Source organism: Streptomyces flavotricini (assembly GCF_020639365.1).
GTDB classification, from domain to species: Bacteria; Actinomycetota; Actinomycetes; order Streptomycetales; family Streptomycetaceae; genus Streptomyces; species Streptomyces flavotricini.
Window position 1 is genome coordinate 6,779,826 of sequence record NZ_JAINUL010000001.1, and the last position, 24,738, is coordinate 6,804,563.

At 69.1% G+C, this 24,738-nt stretch carries 20 protein-coding genes; 16 read left to right on the top strand and 4 right to left on the bottom strand.

Annotated elements, in window-relative coordinates; genetic code table 11:
* Positions 1 to 65: 65 nt before the first annotated feature.
* From metH to K7B10_RS30925, 4 genes are all read left to right on the top strand, one after another.
* Positions 66 to 3,602 carry a methionine synthase gene (gene metH / locus K7B10_RS30910; RefSeq protein WP_229341124.1) on the top strand — a complete coding sequence of 1,179 codons (3,537 nt, stop codon included), beginning with the start codon at positions 66 to 68 and terminating at the stop codon, positions 3,600 to 3,602.
* 114 nt (positions 3,603 to 3,716) lie between these two features.
* On the top strand, positions 3,717 to 4,418 hold the full coding sequence (locus K7B10_RS30915; RefSeq protein ID WP_229341126.1) for an HAD family hydrolase: 702 nt from the start codon (positions 3,717 to 3,719) through the stop codon (positions 4,416 to 4,418).
* Between the two features lie 480 nt (positions 4,419 to 4,898).
* Entirely contained in the window at positions 4,899 to 6,503 is a 1,605-nt protein-coding gene (locus tag K7B10_RS30920) for an ABC transporter substrate-binding protein (RefSeq protein WP_229341128.1), read from the top strand.
* 83 nt (positions 6,504 to 6,586) lie between these two features.
* Positions 6,587 to 8,176, top strand: coding sequence for an ABC transporter substrate-binding protein (locus K7B10_RS30925; protein WP_443735053.1), 1,590 nt, complete (start codon positions 6,587 to 6,589; stop codon positions 8,174 to 8,176).
* A gap of 75 nt (positions 8,177 to 8,251) precedes the next feature.
* Here K7B10_RS30925 and K7B10_RS30930 read toward each other — a convergent pair whose 3' ends face one another.
* Together K7B10_RS30930 and K7B10_RS30935 are read right to left on the bottom strand one after the other, a co-directional pair.
* The gene (locus K7B10_RS30930) at positions 8,252 to 8,926 is read right to left on the bottom strand and encodes a response regulator (protein ID WP_229341132.1); all 675 of its coding nucleotides are present in this window, start codon (positions 8,924 to 8,926) and stop codon (positions 8,252 to 8,254) included.
* Between the two features lie 66 nt (positions 8,927 to 8,992).
* Complete coding sequence (locus tag K7B10_RS30935) at positions 8,993 to 9,898, bottom strand: RecB family exonuclease (RefSeq protein WP_229341134.1); 906 nt, start codon at positions 9,896 to 9,898, stop codon at positions 8,993 to 8,995.
* Between the two features lie 187 nt (positions 9,899 to 10,085).
* On the opposite strand from K7B10_RS30935, the gene K7B10_RS30940 reads away from it, so the two are divergent.
* The 3 genes from K7B10_RS30940 (at position 10,086) to K7B10_RS30950 (ending at position 13,014) form a co-directional block, all read left to right on the top strand.
* On the top strand, positions 10,086 to 11,285 hold the full coding sequence (locus tag K7B10_RS30940) for a site-2 protease family protein (RefSeq protein ID WP_372481490.1): 1,200 nt from the start codon (positions 10,086 to 10,088) through the stop codon (positions 11,283 to 11,285).
* Positions 11,286 to 11,303: 18 nt separating this feature from the next.
* Positions 11,304 to 12,200: a tRNA (adenine-N1)-methyltransferase gene (locus tag K7B10_RS30945; RefSeq protein WP_030157179.1), complete on the top strand. Its 897-nt coding sequence runs from the start codon at positions 11,304 to 11,306 to the stop codon at positions 12,198 to 12,200.
* A gap of 211 nt (positions 12,201 to 12,411) precedes the next feature.
* Positions 12,412 to 13,014: a hypothetical protein gene (locus tag K7B10_RS30950; RefSeq protein WP_229341138.1), complete on the top strand. Its 603-nt coding sequence runs from the start codon at positions 12,412 to 12,414 to the stop codon at positions 13,012 to 13,014.
* 4 nt (positions 13,015 to 13,018) lie between these two features.
* On the opposite strand, the gene K7B10_RS30955 is transcribed toward K7B10_RS30950, so the two are convergent.
* Complete coding sequence (locus K7B10_RS30955; RefSeq protein ID WP_030860269.1) at positions 13,019 to 13,339, bottom strand: ferredoxin; 321 nt, start codon at positions 13,337 to 13,339, stop codon at positions 13,019 to 13,021.
* A gap of 264 nt (positions 13,340 to 13,603) precedes the next feature.
* Here K7B10_RS30955 and arc point away from each other — a divergent pair, with 264 nt between their 5' ends.
* The 6 genes from arc (at position 13,604) to prcA (ending at position 19,744) form a co-directional block, all read left to right on the top strand.
* Positions 13,604 to 15,370 carry a proteasome ATPase gene (arc, locus tag K7B10_RS30960; protein ID WP_030860268.1) on the top strand — a complete coding sequence of 589 codons (1,767 nt, stop codon included), beginning with the start codon at positions 13,604 to 13,606 and terminating at the stop codon, positions 15,368 to 15,370.
* A 248-nt stretch (positions 15,371 to 15,618) separates the two neighbouring features.
* Positions 15,619 to 17,130, top strand: a complete 1,512-nt coding sequence (gene dop, locus K7B10_RS30965) for a depupylase/deamidase Dop (protein ID WP_229341147.1) — start codon at positions 15,619 to 15,621, stop codon at positions 17,128 to 17,130.
* Between the two features lie 173 nt (positions 17,131 to 17,303).
* Positions 17,304 to 17,516 carry a ubiquitin-like protein Pup gene (locus K7B10_RS30970; protein ID WP_030233608.1) on the top strand — a complete coding sequence of 71 codons (213 nt, stop codon included), beginning with the start codon at positions 17,304 to 17,306 and terminating at the stop codon, positions 17,514 to 17,516.
* Positions 17,517 to 17,634: 118 nt separating this feature from the next.
* The gene (locus K7B10_RS30975; protein WP_229341149.1) at positions 17,635 to 18,147 is read left to right on the top strand and encodes an endonuclease VII domain-containing protein; all 513 of its coding nucleotides are present in this window, start codon (positions 17,635 to 17,637) and stop codon (positions 18,145 to 18,147) included.
* Positions 18,099 to 18,938 (top strand): proteasome subunit beta, encoded by an 840-nt coding sequence (prcB, locus tag K7B10_RS30980; RefSeq protein ID WP_229341158.1) that lies wholly within the window; start codon positions 18,099 to 18,101, stop codon positions 18,936 to 18,938. Before K7B10_RS30975 ends, prcB begins: the two co-directional genes overlap by 49 nt.
* A 41-nt stretch (positions 18,939 to 18,979) precedes the next feature.
* Positions 18,980 to 19,744 carry a proteasome subunit alpha gene (prcA, locus tag K7B10_RS30985; protein WP_229341164.1) on the top strand — a complete coding sequence of 255 codons (765 nt, stop codon included), beginning with the start codon at positions 18,980 to 18,982 and terminating at the stop codon, positions 19,742 to 19,744.
* 54 nt (positions 19,745 to 19,798) lie between these two features.
* Here prcA and K7B10_RS30990 read toward each other — a convergent pair whose 3' ends face one another.
* Positions 19,799 to 20,794: a LacI family DNA-binding transcriptional regulator gene (locus K7B10_RS30990; RefSeq protein ID WP_229341166.1), complete on the bottom strand. Its 996-nt coding sequence runs from the start codon at positions 20,792 to 20,794 to the stop codon at positions 19,799 to 19,801.
* A 147-nt stretch (positions 20,795 to 20,941) separates the two neighbouring features.
* On the opposite strand from K7B10_RS30990, the gene K7B10_RS30995 reads away from it, so the two are divergent.
* The 3 genes from K7B10_RS30995 (at position 20,942) to K7B10_RS31005 (ending at position 24,703) form a co-directional block, all read left to right on the top strand.
* On the top strand, positions 20,942 to 22,240 hold the full coding sequence (locus K7B10_RS30995) for an MFS transporter (protein ID WP_229341168.1): 1,299 nt from the start codon (positions 20,942 to 20,944) through the stop codon (positions 22,238 to 22,240).
* A gap of 58 nt (positions 22,241 to 22,298) precedes the next feature.
* Positions 22,299 to 23,660 carry a Pup--protein ligase gene (pafA, locus tag K7B10_RS31000; RefSeq protein ID WP_030157196.1) on the top strand — a complete coding sequence of 454 codons (1,362 nt, stop codon included), beginning with the start codon at positions 22,299 to 22,301 and terminating at the stop codon, positions 23,658 to 23,660.
* A gap of 104 nt (positions 23,661 to 23,764) precedes the next feature.
* On the top strand, positions 23,765 to 24,703 hold the full coding sequence (locus tag K7B10_RS31005) for an FKBP-type peptidyl-prolyl cis-trans isomerase (protein ID WP_229341170.1): 939 nt from the start codon (positions 23,765 to 23,767) through the stop codon (positions 24,701 to 24,703).
* Positions 24,704 to 24,738 lie beyond the last annotated feature (35 nt).

Here is a 24,738-nt window from a genome sequence, read left to right on the forward strand (position 1 = left end):
CGCGTGCACCCTTGACACAGCGAGGGTGCAAAGCCGACAGCCGTCGCATCCCAGGGAGCAGAACCATGGCCTCGTTGCCTAACCCGCCCGCTGACACCCAGACCCGGGCCGATGCCCTCCGAGAGGCGCTCGCGACCCGCGTGGTCGTCGCCGACGGAGCCATGGGAACGATGCTCCAGGCGCAGGACCCCTCCATGGAGGACTTCCAGCAGCTCGAAGGCTGCAACGAGGTGCTGAACGTCACCCGCCCCGACATCGTGCGCTCCGTCCACGACGCGTACTTCGCGGTGGGCGTGGACTGCGTGGAGACCAACACCTTCGGCGCCAACTTCGCCGCGCTCGCCGAGTACGACATTCCCGAACGCAATTTCGAGCTGTCGGAGTCCGGCGCCCGCATCGCCCGCGAGGTCGCCGACGAGTACACCGTCGCCACCGGGCAGCAGCGCTGGGTCCTCGGCTCGATGGGCCCGGGCACCAAGCTGCCCACCCTGGGCCACATCGACTACGCGACGATCCGCGACGCCTACCAGGTCAACGCCGAGGGCCTGATCTCCGGCGGGGCCGATGCCCTGCTCGTCGAGACCACCCAGGACCTCCTGCAGACCAAGTCCTCCATCATCGGCGCCCGCCGCGCCATGGAGGCCCTGGGCGTCTCCGTCCCGCTGATCTGCTCCGTCACCGTCGAGACCACCGGCACCATGCTGCTCGGCTCCGAGATCGGCGCCGCGCTCACCGCGCTGGAGCCGCTCGGCATCGACATGATCGGCCTGAACTGCGCCACCGGCCCCGCCGAGATGAGCGAGCACCTGCGCCACCTGGCCCGCAACGCGCGCATCCCCCTCTCCTGCATGCCCAACGCCGGCCTGCCCGTCCTCGGCAAGAACGGCGCGCACTACCCGCTGTCCGCCCCCGAGCTCGCCGACGCCCAGGAGACCTTCGTGCGCGAGTACGGGCTCTCCCTCGTCGGCGGCTGCTGCGGCACGACGCCGGAGCACCTGCGCCAGGTCGTCGAGCGGGTCCGCGGGCTCAGCCCGGCCGTCCGCGAGCCCCGCCCTGAGCCCGGCGCGTCCTCGCTCTACCAGACCGTCCCGTTCCGCCAGGACACCGCGTACATGGCGATCGGCGAGCGGACGAACGCGAACGGCTCGAAGAAGTTCCGCGAGGCCATGCTCGACGCCCGCTGGGACGACTGCGTCGAGATGGCCCGCGACCAGATCCGCGAGGGCGCGCACATGCTCGACCTCTGCGTGGACTACGTCGGCCGCGACGGCGTCGCCGACATGAAGGAGCTCGCGGGCCGCTTCGCCACGGCCTCGACGCTGCCGATCGTCCTGGACTCCACCGAGGTCCCCGTGATCCAGGCGGGCCTGGAGAAGCTGGGCGGCCGCGCCGTCATCAACTCGGTGAACTACGAGGACGGCGACGGCCCCGAGTCCCGCTTCGCGAAGGTCACCCGGCTGGCCCGCGAGCACGGCGCCGCGCTGATCGCGCTGACCATCGACGAGGAGGGCCAGGCCCGCACCGTAGAGCACAAGGTCGCCATCGCCGAGCGCCTGATCGAGGACCTGACCGGCAACTGGGGCATCAACGAGTCGGACATCCTCATCGACACGCTGACCTTCACCATCTGCACCGGCCAGGAGGAGTCCCGCAAGGACGGCATCGCGACGATCGAGTCGATCCGCGAGCTCAAGCGCCGCCACCCGGACGTCCAGACCACGCTCGGCCTGTCCAACATCTCCTTCGGCCTGAACCCGGCCGCCCGCGTCCTGCTGAACTCGGTCTTCCTCGACGAGTGCGTCAAGGCCGGCCTGGACTCGGCGATCGTCCACGCCTCCAAGATCCTGCCCATCGCGCGCTTCGACGAGGAGCAGGTCACCACCGCCCTCGACCTGATCTACGACCGGCGCGCCGAGGACTACGACCCGCTCCAGAAGCTGATGGCGCTCTTCGAGGGCGTCAACACCAAGTCCCTCAAGGCCGGCCGTGCCGAGGAGCTCATGGCGCTCCCGCTCGACGAGCGGCTCCAGCGCCGCATCATCGACGGCGAGAAGAACGGCCTGGAGGCCGACCTCGACGAGGCCCTGCAGACCCGCCCCGCCCTCGACATCGTCAACGACACCCTCCTGGAGGGCATGAAGGTCGTCGGCGAGCTGTTCGGCTCCGGCCAGATGCAGCTGCCGTTCGTCCTCCAGTCCGCCGAGGTCATGAAGACCGCGGTCGCCTACCTCGAACCGCACATGGAGAAGACCGACGACGAGGGCAAGGGCACCATCGTGCTCGCCACCGTCCGCGGCGACGTCCACGACATCGGCAAGAACCTCGTCGACATCATCCTCACCAACAACGGCTACAACGTCGTCAACATCGGCATCAAGCAGCCGGTCTCCGCGATCCTCGAAGCCGCGCAGGAGCACAAGGCCGACGTCATCGGCATGTCCGGCCTGCTCGTGAAGTCGACCGTGATCATGAAGGAGAACCTGGAGGAGCTCAACCAGCGCAAGCTGGCGGCCGACTACCCGGTGATCCTCGGCGGCGCCGCCCTCACCCGCGCCTACGTCGAACAGGACCTCCACGAGATCTACGAGGGCGAGGTCCGCTACGCCCGCGACGCGTTCGAGGGCCTGCGCCTGATGGACGCCCTGATCGCCGTCAAGCGCGGCGTCCCGGGCGCCACCCTGCCCGAGCTCAAGCAGCGCCGCGTCGCCAAGCGCACGGGAACATCAGCGGACGGCGCCGCGGGCACCGTCCTCCAGGTGGACGAGCCGGAGGAGAAGGGCGGCCGCTCCGACGTGGCCGTCGACAATCCCGTCCCCACCCCGCCGTTCTGGGGCACCCGCGTGGTCAAGGGCATCCCGCTGAAGGACTACGCCTCCTGGCTGGACGAGGGCGCGCTGTTCAAGGGCCAGTGGGGCCTCAAGCAGGCCCGCGCCGGCGGGGCGACGTACGAGGAGCTGGTGGAGAGCGAGGGCCGGCCGCGGCTGCGCGGCCTCCTCGACAAGCTGCACACCGAGAACCTGCTCGAGGCCGCGGTGGTCTACGGGTACTTCCCCTGCGTCGCCAAGGGCGAGGACCTGATCATCCTCGACGACGACGGCAACGAGCGGACCCGCTTCACCTTCCCGCGCCAGCGCCGCGGCCGGCGCCTGTGCCTGGCCGACTTCTTCCGCCCGGAGGAGTCCGGCGAGACCGACGTGGTCGGCCTCCAGGTGGTCACCGTCGGGTCCAGGATCGGCGAGGCCACGGCCAAGCTGTTCGAGTCCGACTCGTACCGCGAGTACCTGGAGCTGCACGGCCTGTCGGTCCAGCTCGCCGAGGCCATGGCCGAGTACTGGCACGCCCGCGTCCGCGCCGAGCTCGGCTTCGGCGGCGAGGACCCGGCCGCCGTGGAGGACATGTTCGACCTCAAGTACCGCGGCGCGCGCTTCTCGCTGGGCTACGGGGCCTGCCCCGACCTGGAGGACCGTGCCAAGATCGCCGAGCTCCTCCAGCCGGAGCGGATCGGCGTCCACCTCTCCGAGGAGTTCCAGCTCCACCCGGAGCAGTCCACCGACGCGATCGTCATCCACCACCCCGAAGCGAAGTATTTCAACGCACGCTGACGCGGACCGACGTACACTTGTCGGTCCCATACAGGCCGGTCGCCTGTTCCCCGGGGAATGCCCATGGGGAAGAGGCGGCCGGCCTTCTCGTCCCCTGAGAGAGGTGTGTGCCGGATGACCAGCACCGTTCCCGCGTCCGTCGCCCGTACGGCCGACGGGCATGCCCTGCAGGCGGTGCTGCTGGACATGGACGGCACCCTCGTCGACACCGAGGGCTTCTGGTGGGAGATCGAGGTGGACGTCTTCACCGAGCTCGGCCACCGGCTGGAGGAGTCCTGGCGCGACGTCGTCGTCGGCGGGCCGATGACGCGCAGCGCCGCCTTCCTCATCGAGTCCACCGGCGCCGCCATCACCCTTTCGGAGCTGAGCGTCCTGCTGAACGAGCGGTTCGAGGCACGGATCGCCGATCAGGTCCCGCTGATGCCCGGCGCCGAGCGGCTGCTGGCCGAGCTGGCCCGGCACAACGTGCCCACCGCCCTCGTCTCCGCCTCGCACCGCAGCGTCATCGACCGGGTGCTGCGCACCCTGGGCCGCGAGCGGTTCGCGCTGAGCGTGGCCGGCGACGAGGTGGTCCGTACGAAGCCGCACCCCGACCCGTACCTGCTCGCGGCCCACACCCTCGGCGCGCACCCCTCGCGCTGCGCGGTCATCGAGGACACCGCGACGGGCGTGGCCTCCGCCGAGGCCGCCGGCTGCCGGGTCGTGGCCGTGCCCTCCGTCGGCACCATCGCGCCCGCGCCCGGCCGCACCATCGTCCGCTCGCTGGAGGACGTGGACCTTCCGTTCCTGCGCTCCATCATCACTCCGATGAACTGATCGCATACGCTCAGTGCCGAACGGATTCGTGGTGTGACCCAGGTCCCACGGAAGGATCTTCCGTTCCATGGCCCGGAGGCTGAAATTCCATCCTTTCCGTGGCAGTTTTAGCGGGTGACCTTTGTCACCCGCCAAGCCCTCGACGGACCTGTCCGGGGGCTTGGAAACCTGCCCTTGTGTCCGGATTGATCAGCTCCTGACCGAATCTGTGATGACCGGTACATGGACAGGCAGTCCGCACCCATCACCGTGCGATTACGCCCCAAGTCCTGCCAGTTCAAGCCATCCCCTCCCAGACCACTAATGTCGACGCGGGCACTACGCCGCACCTCTGCTGTCCCGGACGCACACCCATGTGCCGGAACCGCGTGGACCGATCGTCACAACACCGGCCCGATCGTTCCGCCCTGAACGGGCGACCGCCGCGAAGTGCCCTTTACGCCGCTTTGAGCAAGTGCCGGTCAAGGGAGTACTTCCAGCATGAACCGCAAGACCCTGGTGCTGACGGCTGCGGCCGGACTGCTCACCCCCACGCTCGCCGCCTGCGGCAGCACGAGCGGAGGCGGAGCGGGATCCGGAGCGATCGTCGTCGGAACCACCGACCGGTTCGAGGCGGCCGACTACGCCCCCGCACCGTTCGACCCGGCCTACGCCTACGATGCCGGCGCCTGGAACGTCCTGCGGCAGACCGTCCAGACGCTGATGCACACCCCCCGCGGCGGCGGCCAGCCCGTCCCCGAAGCGGCCTCCGACTGCCGCTTCACCGACACGGGCAACGAGAGCTACCGGTGCACCCTGCGCCCCGGCCTCAAGTTCGCGAGCGGCGAGCCCCTCACGGCCAAGGACGTCAAGTTCTCCATCGACCGCGTCCTCGCCATCAAGGACGAGAACGGCCCCTCCTCGCTGCTCTCCACCCTCGACACCGTCGAGGTGAAGTCCGCCGACACCGTCGTCTTCCACCTGAAGACCCCGGACGCGACCTTCCCGTACAAGCTCTCCACCCCGGCCGCCGGCATCGTCAGCGAGAAGAGCTACGACGCGAAGAAGCTCCGCGAGGGCTTCGCCGTCGACGGCTCCGGCCCGTACACGATGAAGGCCGAGGTCAAGGACAACCACCTCGTCCGGGCCGTCTTCACCAAGAACCCCAACTACAAGGGCGACTTGAAGCTGCAGAACGACAAGGTCGAGCTGCGCACCTTCAATGACACGGCGGCCATGGGCAAGGCCCTCACCGCCGGAACCGTCCACGTGGTCTCGCGCACCCTGTCGCCCGCCCAGATCACCGAGTTCGCCGCCAAGCCGCCCAAGGGCGTCAAGCTGGTCCCGATGCCCGGCCTGGAGATCCGCTACATCGGCTTCAACACCGATGCCCCGGCCGTCAAGGACAAGGCCGTGCGCCAGGCCCTCGCCGCCGCCGTCGACCGCAACGCGATCATCGACAAGGTGTACGGCAAGTCCGCGCAGCCGCTGTACTCGCTGGTCCCCTCCTCCGTGCCCGGCCACGTCAACTCGTTCTTCAACAAGTACGGCGAGGCCAACACCGCGAAGGCCGCCGACCTGCTGAAGGCAGCCGGGATCAAGACCCCGGTCAAGCTGACGCTGAACTACACCAAGGACCACTACGGCGACGGCACGGCCACCGAGTTCGAGACCCTCAAGAACCAGCTGAACTCCACCCAGCTGTTCGACGTCACCGTCCAGGGCTCCGACTGGTCCGACTTCCGGCCCGCGCAGAAGAAGGGCGACTACGCCGCCTACGGGCTCGGCTGGTTCCCCGACTACCCGGACGCCGACAACTTCCTCGCCCCGTTCCTGGAGCAGGACAACTTCCTGGGCACGCCGTACGCCAACGCCGCGGTGCGCACCAGGCTCATCCCCGAATCCCGGCGCGCCGTCGACCGCAACGTCGCCGTCCCCGCGATCACGGAGATGCAGGACATCGTCGCCGAGGACGTGCCCGTCCTGCCCCTGTGGCAGGGCAAGCAGTACGTCGCCGCACGCGACGGGATCACCGGAGTGGAGTGGTCGGTCAACGCCATCTCCGACCTCCAGCTGTGGGAACTCGGCCGCGGCGTCAGCGGCTGAGACCTGCAGTACCGGCAGTACCGGCGGCGGGTGTCGCAGGCCGGCGCAACGAAACAGTTCGACTGACTGTGAAGGACGTTCGCGTGATGAGACGTAACCAGTGGCTTGCGGCCCCGCTCGGCGCGGCCACCGCCGCCGCACTGCTCAGCGGTTGCGGTTCGACCGGCAGCCCCACCGCCGACGGCGGCGGCAAGGGCGTGGTCATGGGCATATCCGACCGGGTACGGTCCACCGACCCCGCCTCCGGCTACGACGCCGGGTCCTGGCTGCTCTTCAACAACGTCTTCCAGTCCCTGCTGGCCTTCCCCAAGGGCGGCGGCACCACGCCGGAGCCCGACGCCGCGCAGAGCTGCAACTTCGAGGGCGGCGACAGCAAGCTCTACAAGTGCACCCTGCGCGCCGGCCTGAAGTTCAGCAACGGCCACCCGCTCACCTCCAAGGACGTCAAGTACTCCTTCGAGCGCACGCTGAAGATCAACGACGACAACGGCCCCGCCGTGATGCTCGCGTCGATCGCCGGCATCGACACCCCCGACGACAAGACCGTCCTCTTCCGCCTCAAGACCTCCGACGCGACCTTCCCCAGCAAGATCGCCTCGGGCGCCGGCTCGATCGTGGACCACAGCGAGTACCCGGCGGACAAGCTGCGCACCGACAACAAGGCCGTCGGCTCGGGCGTCTACAAGCTGGACTCCTTCAACGACAAGAGCGCCGGCTTCTCCGTCAACGAGAACTACAGCGGCAAGGCCAAGGCGAAGAACACCGGCGTCACGCTCAAGTTCTTCAACGGCGACCAGGCCGGCCTGAAGAAGGTCCTGGAAGGCGGCGACGTCGACTTCGCCTTCCGCGGCCTCGCCGCCAAGGACATCGCCGCCCTGTCCTCCACCAAGACCGGGGACAACAAGGTCGAGGTCGTCCAGGGCACCGGCGCCGAAGTCGAGCACCTCGTCTTCAACATGAACGACCCGGTCGCCGGCAAGCTCCCGATCCGCAAGGCCATCGCCTACCTCGTGGACCGCGAAGCGATCGTCAAGGAGGTCTACGACGGCACGACGACCTCCCTCTACTCGATCGTCCCGGCGGGCATCGCCTCCCACAACACCGCCTTCTTCGACCGCTACGGCGGCAGCCCGCAGCCGAAGAAGGCCGAGGCCGTCCTGCGCGCCGCCGGCATCAAGGACAAGGTGAAGATCACCCTGTACTCGACGACGACGCGCAACGGCCCCTCCACCGACCAGCAGTTCCAGCTCATCGCCAAGCAGCTCAACGAGAGCGGACTCTTCGAGGCCGACGTCAAGTCCGTCGAGTTCACGCAGTACGAGAAGGACGTCCAGGACGGCAAGTACGGCGTGTACGTCAAGGGCTGGGTCCCCGACTACCCCGACGCCGACAGCTTCACCCAGCCGTTCTTCGGCCCGGACAACGTCGTGCACAACAACTACGACAACAAGGAGATCAGCGGGACGATCATCCCGTCGACCGCCGCCAAGTCCGACCGCACCGCGGCCAACCCGGACTACAACCGGCTGCAGGACATCGTCGCCGACGAGATCCCGCTGCTCCCGCTCTGGCAGAGCAAGCAGTACGCCGTCACCCGCCAGAACGTGACCGGCCTGCAGTGGTCGCTGGACGCCTCCACCGTCTTCCGCTTCTGGGAGATCAGCAAGGGCTGACCCGACCCGGTACGGCGAAGGGGCCGGCAGCCGCGTGACGCGGCCGCCGGCCCCTTCGGCCGTTCCCGGGTGGTGCTACGCCCCGGCGCCCGGCCGCACCAGACCGCTCTCGTACGCGTACACCGCCGCCTGGACCCGGTCGCGCAGGCCCAGCTTCGTCAGCACGTGCCCCACGTGCGTCTTCACCGTCGTCTCGCTGACGAACAGGTCCGCCGCGATCTCCGCGTTCGACAGGCCGCGCGCCACCAGCTTCAGCACCTCGACCTCGCGCTCGGTCAGCGTGCCCAGCGTGTCCGGCACGCTCTCCTGGCCCGACGGCAGATGGCCCGCGTACTTGTCCAGCAGCCGCCGGGTGATGCTCGGCGCCAGCATCGCCTCGCCGCCCGCGACCACCCGGATCGCCTGCACCAGCTCGACGGCCGGCGCGTCCTTCAGCAGGAACCCGCTCGCCCCCGCCCGCAGCGCCTCCACCACGTACTCGTCCAGGTCGAAGGTGGTCAGCACGAGCACCTTCGCCGGGCCGTCCCGTCCCGGACCCGTGATCTGCCGGGTCGCCTCCACCCCGTCCATCCGGGGCATCCGGATGTCCATCAGCACCACGTCGGGCTGCAGCGCCCGTACCTGGTCCAGCGCCTGCAGACCGTCCCCGGCCTCCCCGACGACCGCCAGGTCCTGTTCGGCCTCCAGGATCATCCGGAAGCCGGTGCGCAGCAGCGGCTGGTCGTCGACCAGTAGGACGCGGATCGCCACGGTGGGGTACCTCGTATTCGTACGGCGGCATCGACGGACGCCGCCCATTCTGCCCTGAGCGACCCCTCAGGATTCCCCGGCCCCGGGCCCGGGTCCGGCCTCCGGCCTCGGGGCGATCACCAGCGGATAGACCGGGGGAGTCCCGCCGAACTCCGGACACACCGCCTGGTGATCGCACCAGCCGCACAGCTTCGTCGGCCGCGGCCGCCAGTCACCCGTCTCCGTCGCCTCCTTGATCGCGTCCCACAGCGCCAGGAGCTTGCGCTCCACCCGCTCCAGGTCCGCGATCACCGGGTCGTACGTCAGTACGTCCCCACTGCCCAGGTACACCAGCTGCAGCCGCCGCGGCACGACCTGCTTCAGCCGCCACACCACCAGCGCGTAGAACTTCATCTGGAACAGTGCGCCCTCGGCGTACTCCGGCCGCGGCGCCTTGCCCGTCTTGTAGTCGACGATCCGCACCTCGCCCGACGGCGCCACGTCCACCCGGTCGATGATCCCGCGCAGCCGCAGCCCCGACTCCAGCTCCGTCTCCACGAAGAACTCCCGCTCCACCGGCTCCAGCCGCGTCGGGTCCTCCAGCGTGAACCACCGCTCCACCAGCGCCTCGGCCTCCGTCAGCCAGCGCGCCAGCCCCGCCCCCTCGTCCGCCTCAGGGAACAGCTCCGACAGCTCCGGCTTCGACTCCAGCAGCCGGTCCCACTGCCCCGGGATCAGCGCCTTCGCCCGCGGAGCCGTCCGCTCCACCGCCGGGTGGTCGAAGAGCCGCTCCAGCACCGCGTGCACCAGCGTGCCCCGCGTCGCCGCCGCACTCGGCTTCTCCGGCAGCTTGTCGATCACCCGGAACCGGTACAGCAGCGGGCACTGCATGAAATCGCTCGCCCGCGAAGGGGAGAGCGAAGAGGGCGCCACAGCGCGCGGCGCTGCGTCGGCATCGGCTGCGCCAGGAACCGGACCGGGGCTCGTCGTCATGGACAAAACCCTACGACCCGCCGCCGACAGCGCGCGCATACCATCGACGACGAGCACCCTCGCACTGCATGATCGGAGCATCACACCGCGCTACCGGGAACCCCGCCCCGCACCGAACGTGCACCTGCACCACACTGAAAGCATCGCCGGCCGCAACCCGCCGGACAGCACCGAACGAAGGAAAGCCGTGGCAGACACCGACGAAACCGGCGAGCGCGCAGACAAGCGCTCCGGACCGGGCGGCGGCATCCTCATGGGCCGCCCCTTCGGCGTGCCCGTCTACGTCTCGCCCAGCTGGTTCCTCGTCGCCGCCCTCATCACCTGGGTCTTCGGCGACCAGCTCGACCGCGTCCTGCCCGACCTCGGCCCGGCCCGCTACCTCGTCTCCCTCTTCTTCGCCGTCGCCTTCTACGCCTCGGTCCTCGTCCACGAACTCGCCCACACCGTCGCCGCGCTGCGCTTCAAACTGCCCGTGCGCCGGATCCAGCTCCAGTTCTTCGGCGGCGTCTCCGAGATCGAGAAGGAGTCCGAGACCCCCGGCCGCGAATTCGTCCTCGCCTTCGTCGGCCCCCTCCTGTCGATCCTCCTCGCCGGCGCCTTCTACCTCGGCATGGAGCTCGTAGACCCGGCCACCGTCCCCGGCGTCCTGCTCGCCGGTCTGATGATCTCCAACCTGCTCGTCGCCGCGTTCAACCTGCTCCCCGGCCTCCCCCTCGACGGGGGCCGCATGCTGCGCGCCGTCATCTGGGGCATCACCGGCAAGCCCATGACCGGCACCGTCGCCGCCGCCTGGGTCGGCCGGGGCCTCGCGGTCGCCGTCCTCATCGGGCTCCCGATGATCACCCACACCGGTGTCCTGGGCGCCGGCACGGACGACATCGGCGGCATGAACACCGTCATGGACGCCCTGCTCGCCGCGATCCTCGCCGCCATCATCTGGACCGGCGCCGGCAACAGCCTGCGCATGGCCCGCCTGCGCGAACACCTCCCCGAACTGCGCGCCCGCACCCTCACCCGGCGCGCCGTCCCCGTCGAGAACGCCACCCCGCTCTCGGAGGCCCTGCGCCGGGCCAACGCCCACGGAGCCCGCGCCATCGTCGTCGTCGACGGCCACGGCGATCCGCTGTCCATCGTCCGCGAGAGCGCCATCGCCTCCGTCCCCGAACACCGCCGCCCCTGGGTCGCCGTGAGCACCCTCGCCCAGGAGCTCACCGACGGGATGAAGGTCTCGGCCGAACTCTCCGGCGAGGAGCTCCTCGACCACCTCCGGGCCACCCCCGCAACCGAGTACCTCGTCCTCGAACCCTCCGGCGAGATCTACGGCGTCCTGTCCACCCTCGACGTCGAGAAGGCCTTCGTGAAGGCCATGGCGCGGCCCCAGTCCTGAAGCCAATACACTGGTCACATGTCCGAACCGACCGGTGCCGCCCGCCGACGCGGGCCCTTCGAGGTCGGGGACCAGGTTCAGCTCACCGACCCCAAGGGCCGCCACTACACGTTCACGCTCGAAGCCGGGAAGAATTTCCACACCCACAAGGGTTCCTTCCCGCACGACGAGCTGATCGGCTCCCCCGAGGGAAGCGTCGTCCGTACCACGGGCAACGTCGCCTATCTCGCGCTGCGTCCCCTGCTCCCCGACTATGTCCTGTCCATGCCCCGCGGCGCCGCCGTGGTCTACCCCAAGGACGCGGGCCAGATCCTGGCCTTCGCCGACATCTTCCCCGGCGCCCGCGTCGTGGAGGCGGGGGTGGGCTCCGGCTCCCTGAGCAGCTTCCTGCTGCGCGCCATCGGCGACCAGGGCATGCTCCACAGCTACGAGCGCCGAGCGGACTTCGCCGAGATCGCCACCGCCAACGTGGAACGCTACTTCGGCGGCCCCCACCCGGCCTGGCAGCTGACCGTCGGCGACCTCCAGGACAACCTGTCCGACACGGACGTCGACCGCGTGATCCTCGACATGCTCGCCCCCTGGGAGTGCCTGGAGGCCGTCTCCAAGGCGCTGGTCCCCGGCGGCATCCTGTGCTGCTACGTGGCCACCACCACCCAGCTCTCCAAGACCGTCGAGTCCATCCGCGAGATCGGCTGCTTCGCCGAGCCGCAGCCGTGGGAATCGATGATCCGCAACTGGCACGTCGAGGGCCTGGCCGTCCGCCCGGACCACCGGATGATCGGCCACACCGGCTTCCTCGTCACCGCCCGCCGCCTCGCCGACGGCGTCGAGCCGCCCATGCGCCGGCGCCGCCCCGCCAAGGGCGCCTACGGCGAGGACTACGACGGACCCGGCAGCGACCGCTCCGCATAGCCGGAGGCGAGGCCGCCCGGCCCAGCCAACACCAAGGCGCTGTGGCGCAGTTCCCCGGACGATCCGGGAACTGCGCCACAGCGCCTTTTCGTTGTCCCACCAGTGGCCCCCCATACCGGCCCCAGCCGACACGGACCCGGCCGTTCCGCCCCGGTGTGAGGTGTGGCACGATGCTGGCTCCCCGTCACCCTTCGCACAGGAGACACCCCGCGTGCCGCACCGCCCCGCCGAGCTGACGCCGACACCGGACTTCCTGGCCCACAGCAGCGCCAGGCCCCTGCACTGGCTCGCCACGGCCACCGCCATGGCCGCCGTCGTAGCCGCCGCGGGACTCATCCAGCCGGACGCCTCCGCCACCGGCCACGCCGGCCCCTCGACGGCCCCCGCGAGCGGCCCGCGGGCCGCCGCCCCCGATCCGGCCGCGGTCACGTACCCGCTGGACTGCAAGGGCCTCCCGACGGCCGTCACGGCCACCGCCCAGGGCGACCTCGACGGCGACGGCCGCCCCGAGACCGTGGTCGCCGTGCGCTGCGACGCCGGATCCGGGACCCCGCCCCACACGATCTACGTACTCGCCCAGGACAAGGCGCCGGGCGCGACGCCCAGGGTCGTGGCCACCCTGCTGGAGGCCGGGAAGAGGCAGACCGCCACCGAGCTCACCGTGCGCGACGGAGTCATCACCGCCAGCCTCCTCGGCTACTCCTCGCCCCAGGTGCCCCGCTACAGCCCCGACGTGAAGCAGCTCGCCAAGTGGCGCTGGAGCGGCGGAAAATTCCGCCAGGAGCTGACGAACTCAGACGCCGGAAGTGTTTGAACCGTCACTCCGCGTCGGGACCGTAGACCTCGACCCTGTCCGAAACGCGCCTTACGTGGATGCAGTCGCCCGGGCACTCCTTCGCGGAGTCCACCACGTCCTGCAGGAGCGTGAGGGGGACCGGAGTCGTCGCCCCCGCGTCCACCAGAAGCTCGTCCTCGGGGCTCTTCACATACGCCAGACCGTCGATGTCCAGCTCGAACACCTCCGGCGCGTACTGCACACAGATGCCGTCACCGGTGCACAGGTCCTGGTCGATCCAGACCTCGAGCGGCTCGCCGGCCTGCCCGGCACCACCCGTGGGAGCCTCCTGCTGCACGGTCATATCTCCTGCCGTTCCCTGCGCTCAGTGATCCGTTTCCGCCACGAGCCGCGGCAAGTCGCGCGGGCCCTGACGGGTGTTGAACAGTTCGACCTTACAACCGGCCGCTTTCCGATGTTGATGGGTGGGTATTTCCTTGGCGTGAGGGAGTACGCAAGGGTGAAGATCGGACACACCTCTACCGTCTTTGTGATCTAGGGGTTTCAATCACCACCAGCCCAGGTAGGGTCAGGAAGCGTCCAGCTCCCCTTGGAGGAGGTGAGGACCGTGGCAGCCCACGACGACGACATCAACCGCGGCATCCGGCCCGGGCGAGGGTCTGAGGACCCCGCCGGTCAGGTTGCCTATCTCGAGCAGGAAATCGCCGTCCTGCGACGTAAGCTCGCCGACTCTCCGCGACACACGAGGATTCTCGAAGAGCGGATCGTCGAGCTCCAGACAAACCTGGCCGGCGTCTCCGCGCAAAACGAGCGACTGGCAAATACGCTCCGTGAGGCCCGCGACCAGATCATCGCGCTCAAGGAGGAAGTCGACCGGCTCGCGCAGCCGCCGGCCGGCTTCGGTGTCTTCCTTCAGGCGAACGAAGACGGCACCGTCGACATCTTCACCGGAGGCCGAAAGCTCCGCGTGAACGTCAGCCCCAGCGTCGAACCGGAAGACCTCCGGCGCGGCCAGGAGGTCATGCTCAACGAGGCCCTCAACGTGGTCGAGGCCATGGAGTTCGAACGGGCCGGGGACATCGTCACCCTCAAGGAGATCCTCGAGGACGGCGAGCGCGCCCTGGTGGTCGGGCACACCGACGAGGAAAGGGTGGTGAGGCTCGCCGAGCCGCTCCTGGACATCACCATCCGCCCCGGCGACGCCCTCCTGCTCGAGCCCCGCTCCGGCTACGTCTACGAGGTCGTCCCCAAGAGCGAGGTCGAGGACCTGGTCCTCGAAGAGGTCCCGGACATCGACTACGACAAGATCGGCGGCCTGGGCGACCAGATCGAGCTGATCCGCGACGCGGTCGAGCTCCCGTACCTCTACCCCGACCTCTTCAAGGAACACGAACTGCGGCCCCCGAAGGGCATCCTGCTCTACGGCCCTCCCGGGTGCGGCAAGACGCTCATCGCGAAGGCAGTGGCCAACTCCCTTGCCAAGAAGGTCGCCGAGGTGACCGGACAGGCCCAGGGCAAGTCCTACTTCCTGAACATCAAGGGCCCCGAACTCCTCAACAAGTACGTCGGCGAGACCGAGCGGCACATCCGCCTCGTCTTCCAGCGTGCTCGTGAGAAGGCCAGCGAGGGCACCCCCGTCATCGTCTTCTTCGACGAGATGGAGTCCCTCTTCCGCACCCGCGGATCCGGAGTCAGCTCGGACGTGGAGAACACCATCGTCCCGCAGCTGCTCGCCGAGATCGACGGTGTGGAGGGCCTGGAGAACGTCATCGTGATCGGCGCCTCCAACCGCGAGGACATGATCGACCCGGCCATCCTGCGCCCCGGCCGGCTCGACGTGAAGATCAAGATCGAGCGCCCCGACGCCGAAGCGGCGAAGGACATCTTCGCCAAGTACCTCAAGGCGTCCCTGCCGCTCCACACCGACGACCTCACCGAGCACTCCGGCTCGCCCGAGGTCGCCGTCCACAGCATGATCCAGACCGTCGTCGAGCAGATGTACGCCGAAACCGAGGAAAACCGCTTCCTCGAGGTCACGTACGCCAACGGCGACAAGGAAGTCCTGTACTTCAAGGACTTCAACTCCGGCGCCATGATCCAGAACATCGTGGACCGGGCCAAGAAGATGGCCATCAAGGCCTTCCTCGAACACAACCAGAAGGGCCTCAGGGTCTCCCACCTCCTCCAGGCTTGCGTGGACGAGTTCAAGGAGAACGAGGACCTTCCCAACACCACCAACCCCGACGACTGGGCCCGGATCTCCGGCAAGAAGGGCGAGCGGATCGTATTCATCCGCACCCTCGTCACCGGAAAGCAGGGCGCGGACACCGGACGCTCCATCGACACGGTGGCGAACACCGGTCAGTACCTCTGATCGAACAGGGCGGCTGCGGATGCCCTACCCGGGCACCCGCAGCCGACTGCTTTACCGACTGCTCTTTTCAGCCGGTGACGGGGTGAAGTCAATGACTGAAATGATCTCCCCACCAGCGTGGAGTGGTTCTAGGCTCTTCCGTACCGCCGGTCGCGCAGTGCGGGGACGGGCACCGCACACGCACCGGAGCACCAGCGGTACTTGAGCGCCGCTCCCGAACGGGAGCGCCGCCGGGCAAGGAGGGCCGCATGACCGTACGGCGAGTAATGGGAATCGAGACGGAGTACGGGATCTCCGTCCCGGGGCACCCGAACGCCAATGCCATGCTCACCTCGTCCCAGATCGTCAACGCCTACGCGGCGGCGATGCACCGGGCGCGCCGCGCCCGCTGGGACTTCGAGGAGGAGAACCCGCTGCGGGACGCCCGCGGCTTCGACCTCGCCCGCGAGGCCGCCGACAACAGCCAGCTCACCGACGAGGACATCGGCCTCGCCAACGTCATCCTCACCAACGGCGCGCGGCTCTACGTCGACCACGCGCACCCCGAGTACAGCTCCCCGGAGATCACCAACCCGCTCGACGCCGTCCTCTGGGACAAGGCCGGCGAGCGGATCATGGCCGAGGCCGCCGTCCGGGCCGCCCAGCTCCCCGGCGCCCAGCCCATCCACCTCTACAAGAACAACACCGACAACAAGGGCGCCTCCTACGGCACGCACGAGAACTACCTGATGAAGCGGGAGACCCCCTTCTCGGAGATCGTGCGCCACCTGACACCCTTCTTCGTCTCCCGCCAGGTCGTGACCGGTGCGGGGCGGGTCGGGATCGGCCAGGACGGCCGTGAGCACGGCTTCCAGATCAGCCAGCGCGCGGACTACTTCGAGGTCGAGGTCGGCCTGGAGACGACGCTCAAGCGGCCCATCATCAACACGCGCGACGAGCCGCACTCGGACGCCGAGAAGTACCGCCGGCTGCACGTGATCATCGGGGACGCCAACCTCTCCGAGATCTCGACGTACCTCAAGCTCGGCACCACCGCCCTCGTCCTCTCGATGATCGAGGACTCCTTCATCAACGTCGACCTGGCCGTGGACCAGCCCGTGCGGACCCTGCACCAGGTCTCCCACGACCCCGACCTGCAACACCTGATCACGCTGCGCAGCGGCCGAACCCTGACCGCCGTACAACTCCAGATGGAGTACTTCGAGCTGGCCAGGAAGTACGTGGACGAGCGTTTCGGCTCGGACGCGGACGAGCAGACCAAGGACGTGCTGGCCCGCTGGGAGGACGTGCTGGGCCGGCTGGAGAGCGACCCGATGAGCCTGTCGGGCGAGCTCGACTGGATCGCGAAGCGCGAGATCCTGGAGGGCTACCGGAGGCGGGACGGGCTCGGCTGGGACGCCGCCCGGCTCCACCTGGTGGACCTGCAGTACGCGGACGTACGGCCCGAGAAGGGCCTCTACAACCGCCTGGTGGCCCGCGGCAAGATGAAGCGGCTGGTGGAGGAGCCGGCGGTGGAGCGCGCGCAGGGCAAGCCGCCGGAGGACACCCGGGCGTACTTCCGGGGCCGGTGCCTGGAGCAGTACGCGGACGACGTGGCCGCGGCCTCCTGGGACTCGGTGATCTTCGACCTCCCCGGCCGCGACTCGCTCCAGCGAGTCCCGACGCTGGAACCCCTGCGGGGTACCCGCAAGCACGTGAAGGAGCTCCTGGACCGCTGCCGCACGGCGGAGGACCTGGTGCGGGTGCTTTCGGGGCAGTGAGGTGGCCTGAAAGGCCTCCGGTCCGGGAATCATGAAAGCAGCCGCACGTTATGAAAGTGCGGGGACGAATGCCGGACCCTCCTTGTAGGGTCCGACGTAGGGTCTGATCTTGAGAGATCCCGATCCCGGGGTCTCTCGACATGAGCGCGCGAACCGAGCGGGGTGAGGTAGACATGGCGACCAAGGACACCGGCGGCGGACAGCAGAAGGCGACTCGCTCGACCGAGGAGGTCGAGGAGGCGGCGGTCGAGGAATCGACCGACCTCAAGGAGCGCCAGGAAAAGCTCTCCGACGACGTCGACTCTGTACTCGACGAAATCGATGATGTGCTCGAGGAAAACGCCGAGGACTTCGTGCGCTCCTTCGTTCAGAAGGGCGGCGAGTGATTTTCCCTTCGAATCGAAGGTGAATTACTCGCTGGGGATAGTGAGTGTCGGGGCGGAGAAGCAGTGTCCGCGGTGTGGGTTACTCAAGCCGCTTGAGGCTTTTGCCTCGAACAGGGCCATGCGTGACGGCCTGCAGTGTTACTGCAGGCCGTGCGCGGCCGAGTATCACCAGCAGCGACAGAAAGCCAAGGGGAAGAATGTCCGCCCCCGCGTTGAAGTGCCAGAGGGGCACAAGTACTGCCGTCGGTGCGGGGAGACCAAGCCTCACTCCGAATGGGATCGGAACAAGACGGCATCGGACGGGTTGTCGACACGCTGCAAGGCGTGCCGGGCCGCTGAAGGCCGGGCAGCTCATCTGAAGCGTGCGTACGGCATGACGGAGGCTGAGCGAGACGAAATGATTGCAGCTCAGGGCGGTCTCTGTTGTATCTGCCTGAAGGCTCCGGCCGTGCATGTGGATCATTGCCATGAGACGGGTAGGGTCCGAGGCGTACTGTGCTTCAACTGCAACTCGGCCATCGGCAAGTTGGGAGACGATCCCGACACCCTGCGTCGGGCCATCTCGTATCTGGAGGGAAACGCGTGGAAGCCAACAATCGCGGCACAGGGCGTCTACCGGCAGCCTTCCTGACGCCGGGGTCCTCGTCCTTCATGGACTTCCTGGGGGCGCACTCGCCCGAGATGCTGCCGGGGAACCGGAAGCTGCCCGAGGGGGTCGTCGAGGCGCCGCACGGGACGACCATCGTCGCCACCACGTTCCCCGGCGGCGTCGTGCTCGCCGGTGACCGGCGGGCGACCATGGGGAACATGATCGCGCAGCGGGACATCGAGAAGGTGTTCCCCGCAGACGAGTACTCCGCGGTGGGCATCGCCGGTACCGCCGGCCTGGCCGTGGAGATGGTGAAGCTGTTCCAGCTGGAGCTGGAGCACTTCGAGAAGGTGGAGGGCACGACCCTCTCCCTGGAGGGCAAGGCCAACCGGCTCTCCACCATGATCCGGAGCAATCTGGGCATGGCGATGCAGGGGCTCGCCGTCGTCCCGCTGTTCGCCGGGTACGACGAGGCCAAGGAGAAGGGCCGGATCTTCTCCTACGACGTGACCGGCGGCCGCTCCGAGGAGCACGGCTACGCGGCCACCGGATCGGGCTCCATCTTCGCCCGGGGCTCCATGAAGAAGCTGTACCGCCCCGATCTGACGGAGGAGCAGGCCACCACGCTGGTCGTGCAGGCGCTGTACGACGCCGCCGACGACGACTCGGCGACCGGTGGGCCGGACCTGTACCGCCACATCTACCCCATCGTCACCGTCATCACCGACGAGGGATTCCGCAGGCTGACGGACGATCAGTCGCAGGAACTCGCCCGCAGCGTCACCAACCGGCGGCTCGAGCAGCCCGACGGGCCGCGCGCGGCCCTGCTCTGACCAGTCCTCCTCGTCGCCCAGAAGAAAGGGACGGATAACCGGTGTCGACTCCGTTCTACGTCTCACCCCAGCAGGCCATGGCCGACCGGGCGGAATACGCCCGGAAGGGCATCGCCCGCGGTCGCAGCCTCGTCGTGCTGCAGTACGCCGACGGCATCGTGTTCGTCGGCGAGAACCCGTCCCGCGCGCTGCACAAGTTCAGCGAGATCTACGACCGGATCGGCTTCGCGGCCGCCGGCAAGTACAACGAGTACGAGAACCTGCGGATCGGCGGCGTGCGCTACGCCGATCTGCGCGGATACACCTACGACCGCGACGATGTGACGGCCCGTGGGCTGGCCAACGTCTACGCGCAGACGCTGGGCACGATCTTCTCCAGCGCCGGCGAGAAGCCGTACGAGGTGGAGCTGGTGGTGGCCGAGGTCGGCGCGACGGCCGCGGGCGACCAGATCTACCGGCTGCCGCACGACGGTTCGATCGTGGACGAGCACGGCTCGGTCGCGGTCGGCGGCAATGCCGAGCAGATCAGTACGTACCTGGACCAGCGCCACCGGGACGGGATGACCCTGTCCGAGGCGCTGAAGCTCGCGGTGCAGGCGCTGTCGAGCCAGGCGAACGGTGCGGACAAGACGATTCCGGCCGAGCGGCTGGAGGTCGCGGTGCTGGACCGGACGCGGGCCCAGCAGCGGAAGTTCAAGCGGATCCGGGGCCGGCAGTTGTCGCGGCTGCTGGAGGCGGACGTCACGGCGGCCGTGCAGGCCGACGCCGTGTCGAACGACGAGGCTCCCGAGGACGATTCCGAGTAGGGATCCACGCGCGAACGGCGCCCCCGGCCTTCCGGCCGGGGGCGCCGTCGCGTCTCAGGCGGGGGCCAGGCCCGTGGAGGCGCGGACGATCAGGTCGACCGGGAGGTCGGGGGCGGTCCAGGGGGCGCCGTCCAGGACGGCGAGGAGGGCGCTCATGCCCTGTTCGCCGACGCGTTCGGCGGGCAGGTGGACGGTGGTGAGCTCGGGCTCGACGGCGGTGGCGAGGGCGAGGTCGTCGAAGCCGGTGACGGAGAGGTCCTCGGGGACGCGCAGGCCCAGGCGGCGGGCGGCCTTGCAGGCGCCGGCGGCCAGGATGTCGTCGTCGCAGACGACGGCGGTGGGCCGGGACCCGGGGGCCGCCAGGACCGCCTCCATGGCCGTGTGGGCGTCGGCGACGGTCAGCGGGGCCCGTACGGTGCGCAGCTCGGCGTGGGGGCCCAGCAGGGCGGCCAGGGCTTCGGCGCGGATGTCGAAGGTCCAGGAGTCGACGGCGGAGGCGAGGTGGAGGACGCGGCGGTGGCCGAGCGCGAGGAGGTGCTCGGTGACCTGGCGCATGCCGTCGGCCATGGCGAGGTTGACGTGGGCGGCGGCGCGCGTGGCGGTGGGGTCGCTGTCGAGCATGACGAGGGGGAGCTCGGCGTCGCCGATGGCGTCGAGGGCGTGGGCGGCCATGGAGGAGGCGATGACGCCGTCGAGGGCGGCGCGGGCGGAGGCGAAGGGGTCGCGGGCGGGGCCGGTGCCTTCGGGGGAGGGGTAGAGGACGACGCCGAAGCCGTGTTCGGCCGCGATGCGGGCGGCGCCGGTGTAGACGCGGGCGAAGAACTCGTTGGTGAGGGCGGGGACGACGAGGAGCGCGGTGCGGGTGGAGCCGAGCCGGAGGTTGCGGGCGGCGAGGTTGGGCCGGTAGCCGAGGGTGGTGGCGGCCTCGCGGACCAGGCCGGCGGTGCGTTCGGAGACGCGGCCGCGCCATTTGTCGCCGAGGACGAGGGAGACGGTGGCCTGCGAGACCCCGGCGGCGGTGGCCACGTCCCGGCTGGTGGGTCTCGTCACACCGTGCTCCTGTTGTACGAGGTCGGCGGGGGTGGGGGTGGTCGTCGGGTTGGACCCCCGTGGTGTGGCCATGGTACGTATGACGTCCGACGTTATACGTATTACTAGATGGGCTCCCGGCGGGACTCCGGGCAGAAGGGGGCGGACATGGCCGCGGGATACGCGGAGCTGCTCAGGACCCGGCACGCCGCGAGGCTGCTGGCGGGCACGCTCGTGGGCCGGCTGCCGAACGCCACCGCGGCGATCGCGATCGTGCTGTTCACGCGCGCGGAGGGGGGCAGCTACAGCCTCGCGGGCGCGCTCGCCGCGGTCTACGGGGTGGCGAACGCGGTGGGTCAGCCGCTGCTCGGGCGGGCCGTGGACCTCTTCGGTCAGCCGCGGGTGCAGCTGCCGGCCGCGGTGCTCTCGGCGCTGGGCATGGCGTGGCTCGCGTTCGCGGGCACCGGGGCGGCGGCGGCCGCGTACGGGGCCGTGGTCGTCGGCGGGTTCTTCGCGCCGCCGCTGGAGGGCGGGCTGCGGGCCCTGTGGCCCTCGGTGCTCGGGGGCAAGGAGGAGCGGGTGCACGCCGCGTACGCGATGGACGCGGTGGCGCAGGAGATCATGTACACGGTCGGGCCGCTGCTGGTGACGCTGTGCGTCTCGCTGTGGGATCCGGCCGGGGCCCTGCTGGTGATCCATGCGCTGGGTGTCCTGGGGGCGCTGTCCGTGGTGCTCAGCGAGCCGTCGCGCAGGTGGCGTTCGGAGCCGCGCGAGGCGCACTGGCTGGGCGCGCTGCGCTCGAAGGGGCTGCGGGCGCTGCTGGGCGCCTTCTTCTTCGTGGGCATGGCGCTGGGTTCGATCACGGTGGCCGGTGTGGCGTACGCCGATGACCACGGGGGCCAGTCGGTGTACGGCTGGCTGATGGCGGCGCTGGGTCTGGGCGCGCTGGCCGGCGGGGTGCTGTACGGGGCGCGGCAGTGGGCGGGTGCGCCGGAGCGGCGGCTGCGGGCGATCGTGGCGCTGTTGGCGGTGTGCTACCTGCCGCTGGTACTGGTTCCGGGGCCGGTGGCGATGACGGTGCTGGCGGCGCTGGCGGGTGTGTTCCTGGCGCCGGCGCTGGCGTGCGCGTTCATCGTCGTGGACCGTCACGCTCCGGTGGGGACGGTGACGGAGGCGTTCTCTTGGCTGGTGACGTTCTTCGGTGTGGGCGCGGCGATCGGTACGGCCGCGGCGGGGCCGGCGGTGGAACTGGGTGGTTCGGCGAGCGGGTTCGGCGTGGCGTGTGCCGCGGGCGCGTCGGCGCTGCTGGTGCTGATGCTCACTCAGCGCGTCATGGCCGCTCCGGGCCGGACCCGTACGGTGGCGGGTTCGCCGGCCGTGGCCGGGGAAGGCGTCGGCGGGGGCGCGATGGAGGGCCCGGCGGACGGTGCGGCGGGCGGTCCGGCGGAGCGGCTCGTCGGCAACTGATCGAAACGGCGTTCACGAACCCGGTTTCAGAACAGTGCTGAAGGCGTAATGTTCAGTCATGGACCGCCGCATTTTCGGGCTGGAGAACGAGTACGGCGTCACGTGCACGTTCAGGGGACAGCGCCGACTGTCTCCTGACGAAGTGGCGCGCTACCTCTTCCGCCGTGTTGTGTCATGGGGCCGCAGCAGCAATGTCTTCCTGCGGAACGGCGCCCGCCTGTACCTCGACGTGGGTTCGCATCCGGAATACGCAACTCCCGAATGCGACAACGTGACGGAACTCGTCACGCACGACAAGGCAGGCGAGCGCATTCTCGAAGGTCTGCTCGTCGACGCCGAACGCCGCCTGCACGAGGAGGGAATCGCGGGCGACGTCTATCTCTTCAAGAACAACACCGACTCGGCGGGCAACTCGTACGGCTGCCACGAGAACTATCTGGTGGCCCGGCACGGGGAATTCTCCCGCCTGGCGGACATCCTCATTCCGTTCCTCGTCACGCGCCAGCTGATCTGCGGCGCGGGCAAGGTGCTGCAGACCCCCCGGGGCGCGGTCTACTGCGTGAGCCAGCGGGCCGAGCACATCTGGGAGGGCGTCAGCTCCGCGACGACCCGGTCGCGGCCGATCATCAACACCCGCGACGAGCCGCACGCGGACGCCGAGCGCTACCGCCGCCTGCACGTGATCGTCGGGGACTCGAACATGTCCGAGACGACCATGCTGCTGAAGGTCGGGGCCACCGACCTGGTGCTGCGCATGATCGAGGCGGGCACGGTGATGCGGGACCTGACCCTGGAGAACCCGATCCGGGCGATCCGCGAGGTCAGCCACGACATCACGGGCCAGCGCAAGGTGCGCCTGGCGAGCGGCCGGGAGGCCTCGGCGCTGGAGATCCAGCGCGAGTACTACGACAAGGCCGTGGACTTCGCCGAGCGCCGGGGGATCCGTACCGGCACGGTGGACCAGGTGCTGGAGCTGTGGGGCCGCACCCTCGACGCGATCGACGCGGAGGACCTGGACCGGATCGGTACCGAGATCGACTGGGTCATGAAGTACCAGCTGATCGAGCGGTACCGGGCCAAGCACGGCATGACCATGTCGAACCCGCGCGTGGCCCAGATAGACCTCGCCTACCACGACATCCACCGCCGGCGCGGGCTGTACTACCTGCTGGAGCGCAAGGGGCAGGCGGCGCGGATCTGCAACGACCTCAAGATCTTCGAGGGCAAGTCGGTGCCCCCGCAGACCACACGGGCGCGGCTGCGCGGCGATTTCATCCGCCGGGCACAGGAGCAGCGGCGGGACTTCACGGTCGACTGGGTGCACCTCAAGCTGAACGACCAGGCGCAGCGGACCGTGCTGTGCAAGGACCCGTTCCGGTCGGTGGACGACCGGGTGGAGAAGCTGATCGCCGGGATGTGAGATCGCGCTGATCTCGTGCAGGGCCCCGTACGGATCTCGTACGGGGCCCTGCGCACGCCTTAGAGTGGCGTCGACCGCACCGCCGTCTGAGATCTGAGGAACACGTGCGCCGACTTGCCGGCCTGCTTGTCGTACCCCTTTTGCTGCTGTCGACAGCAGCCTGTGGCGACAGCGGCTCCGACTCCGCCGAGATGAAGAACGGGGCGCCCGCGATCACCAAGGGCGCCAAGTTCGGTGAGACCCCGACCCTGTCCAAGGGCAAGGGCGACCCGCCGAAGGAGCTGAAGGTGGTGACCGTCAGCGAGGGCAACGGCCCGGCGCTGAAGAAGGGCGATGTCGCCCAGGTCAATTACTACGGCCAGGTCTGGGACGGCAAGGAGCCGTTCGACCAGAGCTTCGGCAAGGGCAAGCCGTTCGAGGTGACCATCGGCGCGGGAATGGTCATCAAGGGCTGGGACCAGGGCCTCGAGGGCAAGAAGGTCGGCAGCCGCCTGGAGCTCGTGATCCCGCCGGACCTCGGTTACGGCGACAAGGGCTCCGGCGACAAGATCAAGCCGAACGCCACGCTGGTCTTCGTCGTGGACATCGTCAAGGGCACCTCGGTCCCGGCCTCGGCCAAGGGCAAGGAGGTCGCGCAGGACGACAAGGACCTGCCGAAGATCGGTACGAACACGGACGGCAAGGAAGTCTCCGTGACCGTCCCGAAGGACGTGACGCCGCCGGCGAAGCTGGTGTCGAACTACGTGCTGGAGGGTGACGGCCCGGCCGTCAAGGACACCGACAGCGTCGTGGTCAAGTTCAACGGCAAGACGTGGAAGGACGACAAGACCTTCGAAAGCACGTACGCCACGGACCAGACGGTCACCTGGCCGATGGACCAGCTGTCGGTCAAGGGACTCAAGGAAGGCCTGACCGGCAAGAAGGTCGGCAGCCGCATCCTGCTGGTCATCCCGCCGGACCAGGGCTTCGGCGACAAGGAGACGGGCACCATCCCGGCCAACTCGACGCTGGTCTTCAGCCTCGACATCCTCGCCGTGATGTAAGACTGTCCGAGTTGACCTGATTCAGTTTTGAGGAG

Excerpts from the sequence above, each read along its gene's own strand:
- dop (WP_229341147.1), top strand. The coding sequence starts at position 15,619 with ATGACCGTACGGCGAGTAATGGGAATCGAGACGGAGTACGGGATCTCC.
- metH (WP_229341124.1), top strand. The coding sequence starts at position 66 with ATGGCCTCGTTGCCTAACCCGCCCGCTGACACCCAGACCCGGGCCGAT.
- K7B10_RS30955 (WP_030860269.1), bottom strand. The coding sequence starts at position 13,339 with ATGACCGTGCAGCAGGAGGCTCCCACGGGTGGTGCCGGGCAGGCCGGC.
- K7B10_RS30935 (WP_229341134.1), bottom strand. The coding sequence starts at position 9,898 with ATGACGACGAGCCCCGGTCCGGTTCCTGGCGCAGCCGATGCCGACGCA.
- K7B10_RS30915 (WP_229341126.1), top strand. The coding sequence starts at position 3,717 with ATGACCAGCACCGTTCCCGCGTCCGTCGCCCGTACGGCCGACGGGCAT.
- K7B10_RS30970 (WP_030233608.1), top strand. The coding sequence starts at position 17,304 with ATGGCGACCAAGGACACCGGCGGCGGACAGCAGAAGGCGACTCGCTCG.
- pafA (WP_030157196.1), top strand. The coding sequence starts at position 22,299 with ATGGACCGCCGCATTTTCGGGCTGGAGAACGAGTACGGCGTCACGTGC.
- K7B10_RS30945 (WP_030157179.1), top strand. The coding sequence starts at position 11,304 with ATGTCCGAACCGACCGGTGCCGCCCGCCGACGCGGGCCCTTCGAGGTC.
- K7B10_RS30920 (WP_229341128.1), top strand. The coding sequence starts at position 4,899 with ATGAACCGCAAGACCCTGGTGCTGACGGCTGCGGCCGGACTGCTCACC.
- K7B10_RS30995 (WP_229341168.1), top strand. The coding sequence starts at position 20,942 with ATGGCCGCGGGATACGCGGAGCTGCTCAGGACCCGGCACGCCGCGAGG.
- K7B10_RS30975 (WP_229341149.1), top strand. The coding sequence starts at position 17,635 with ATGCGTGACGGCCTGCAGTGTTACTGCAGGCCGTGCGCGGCCGAGTAT.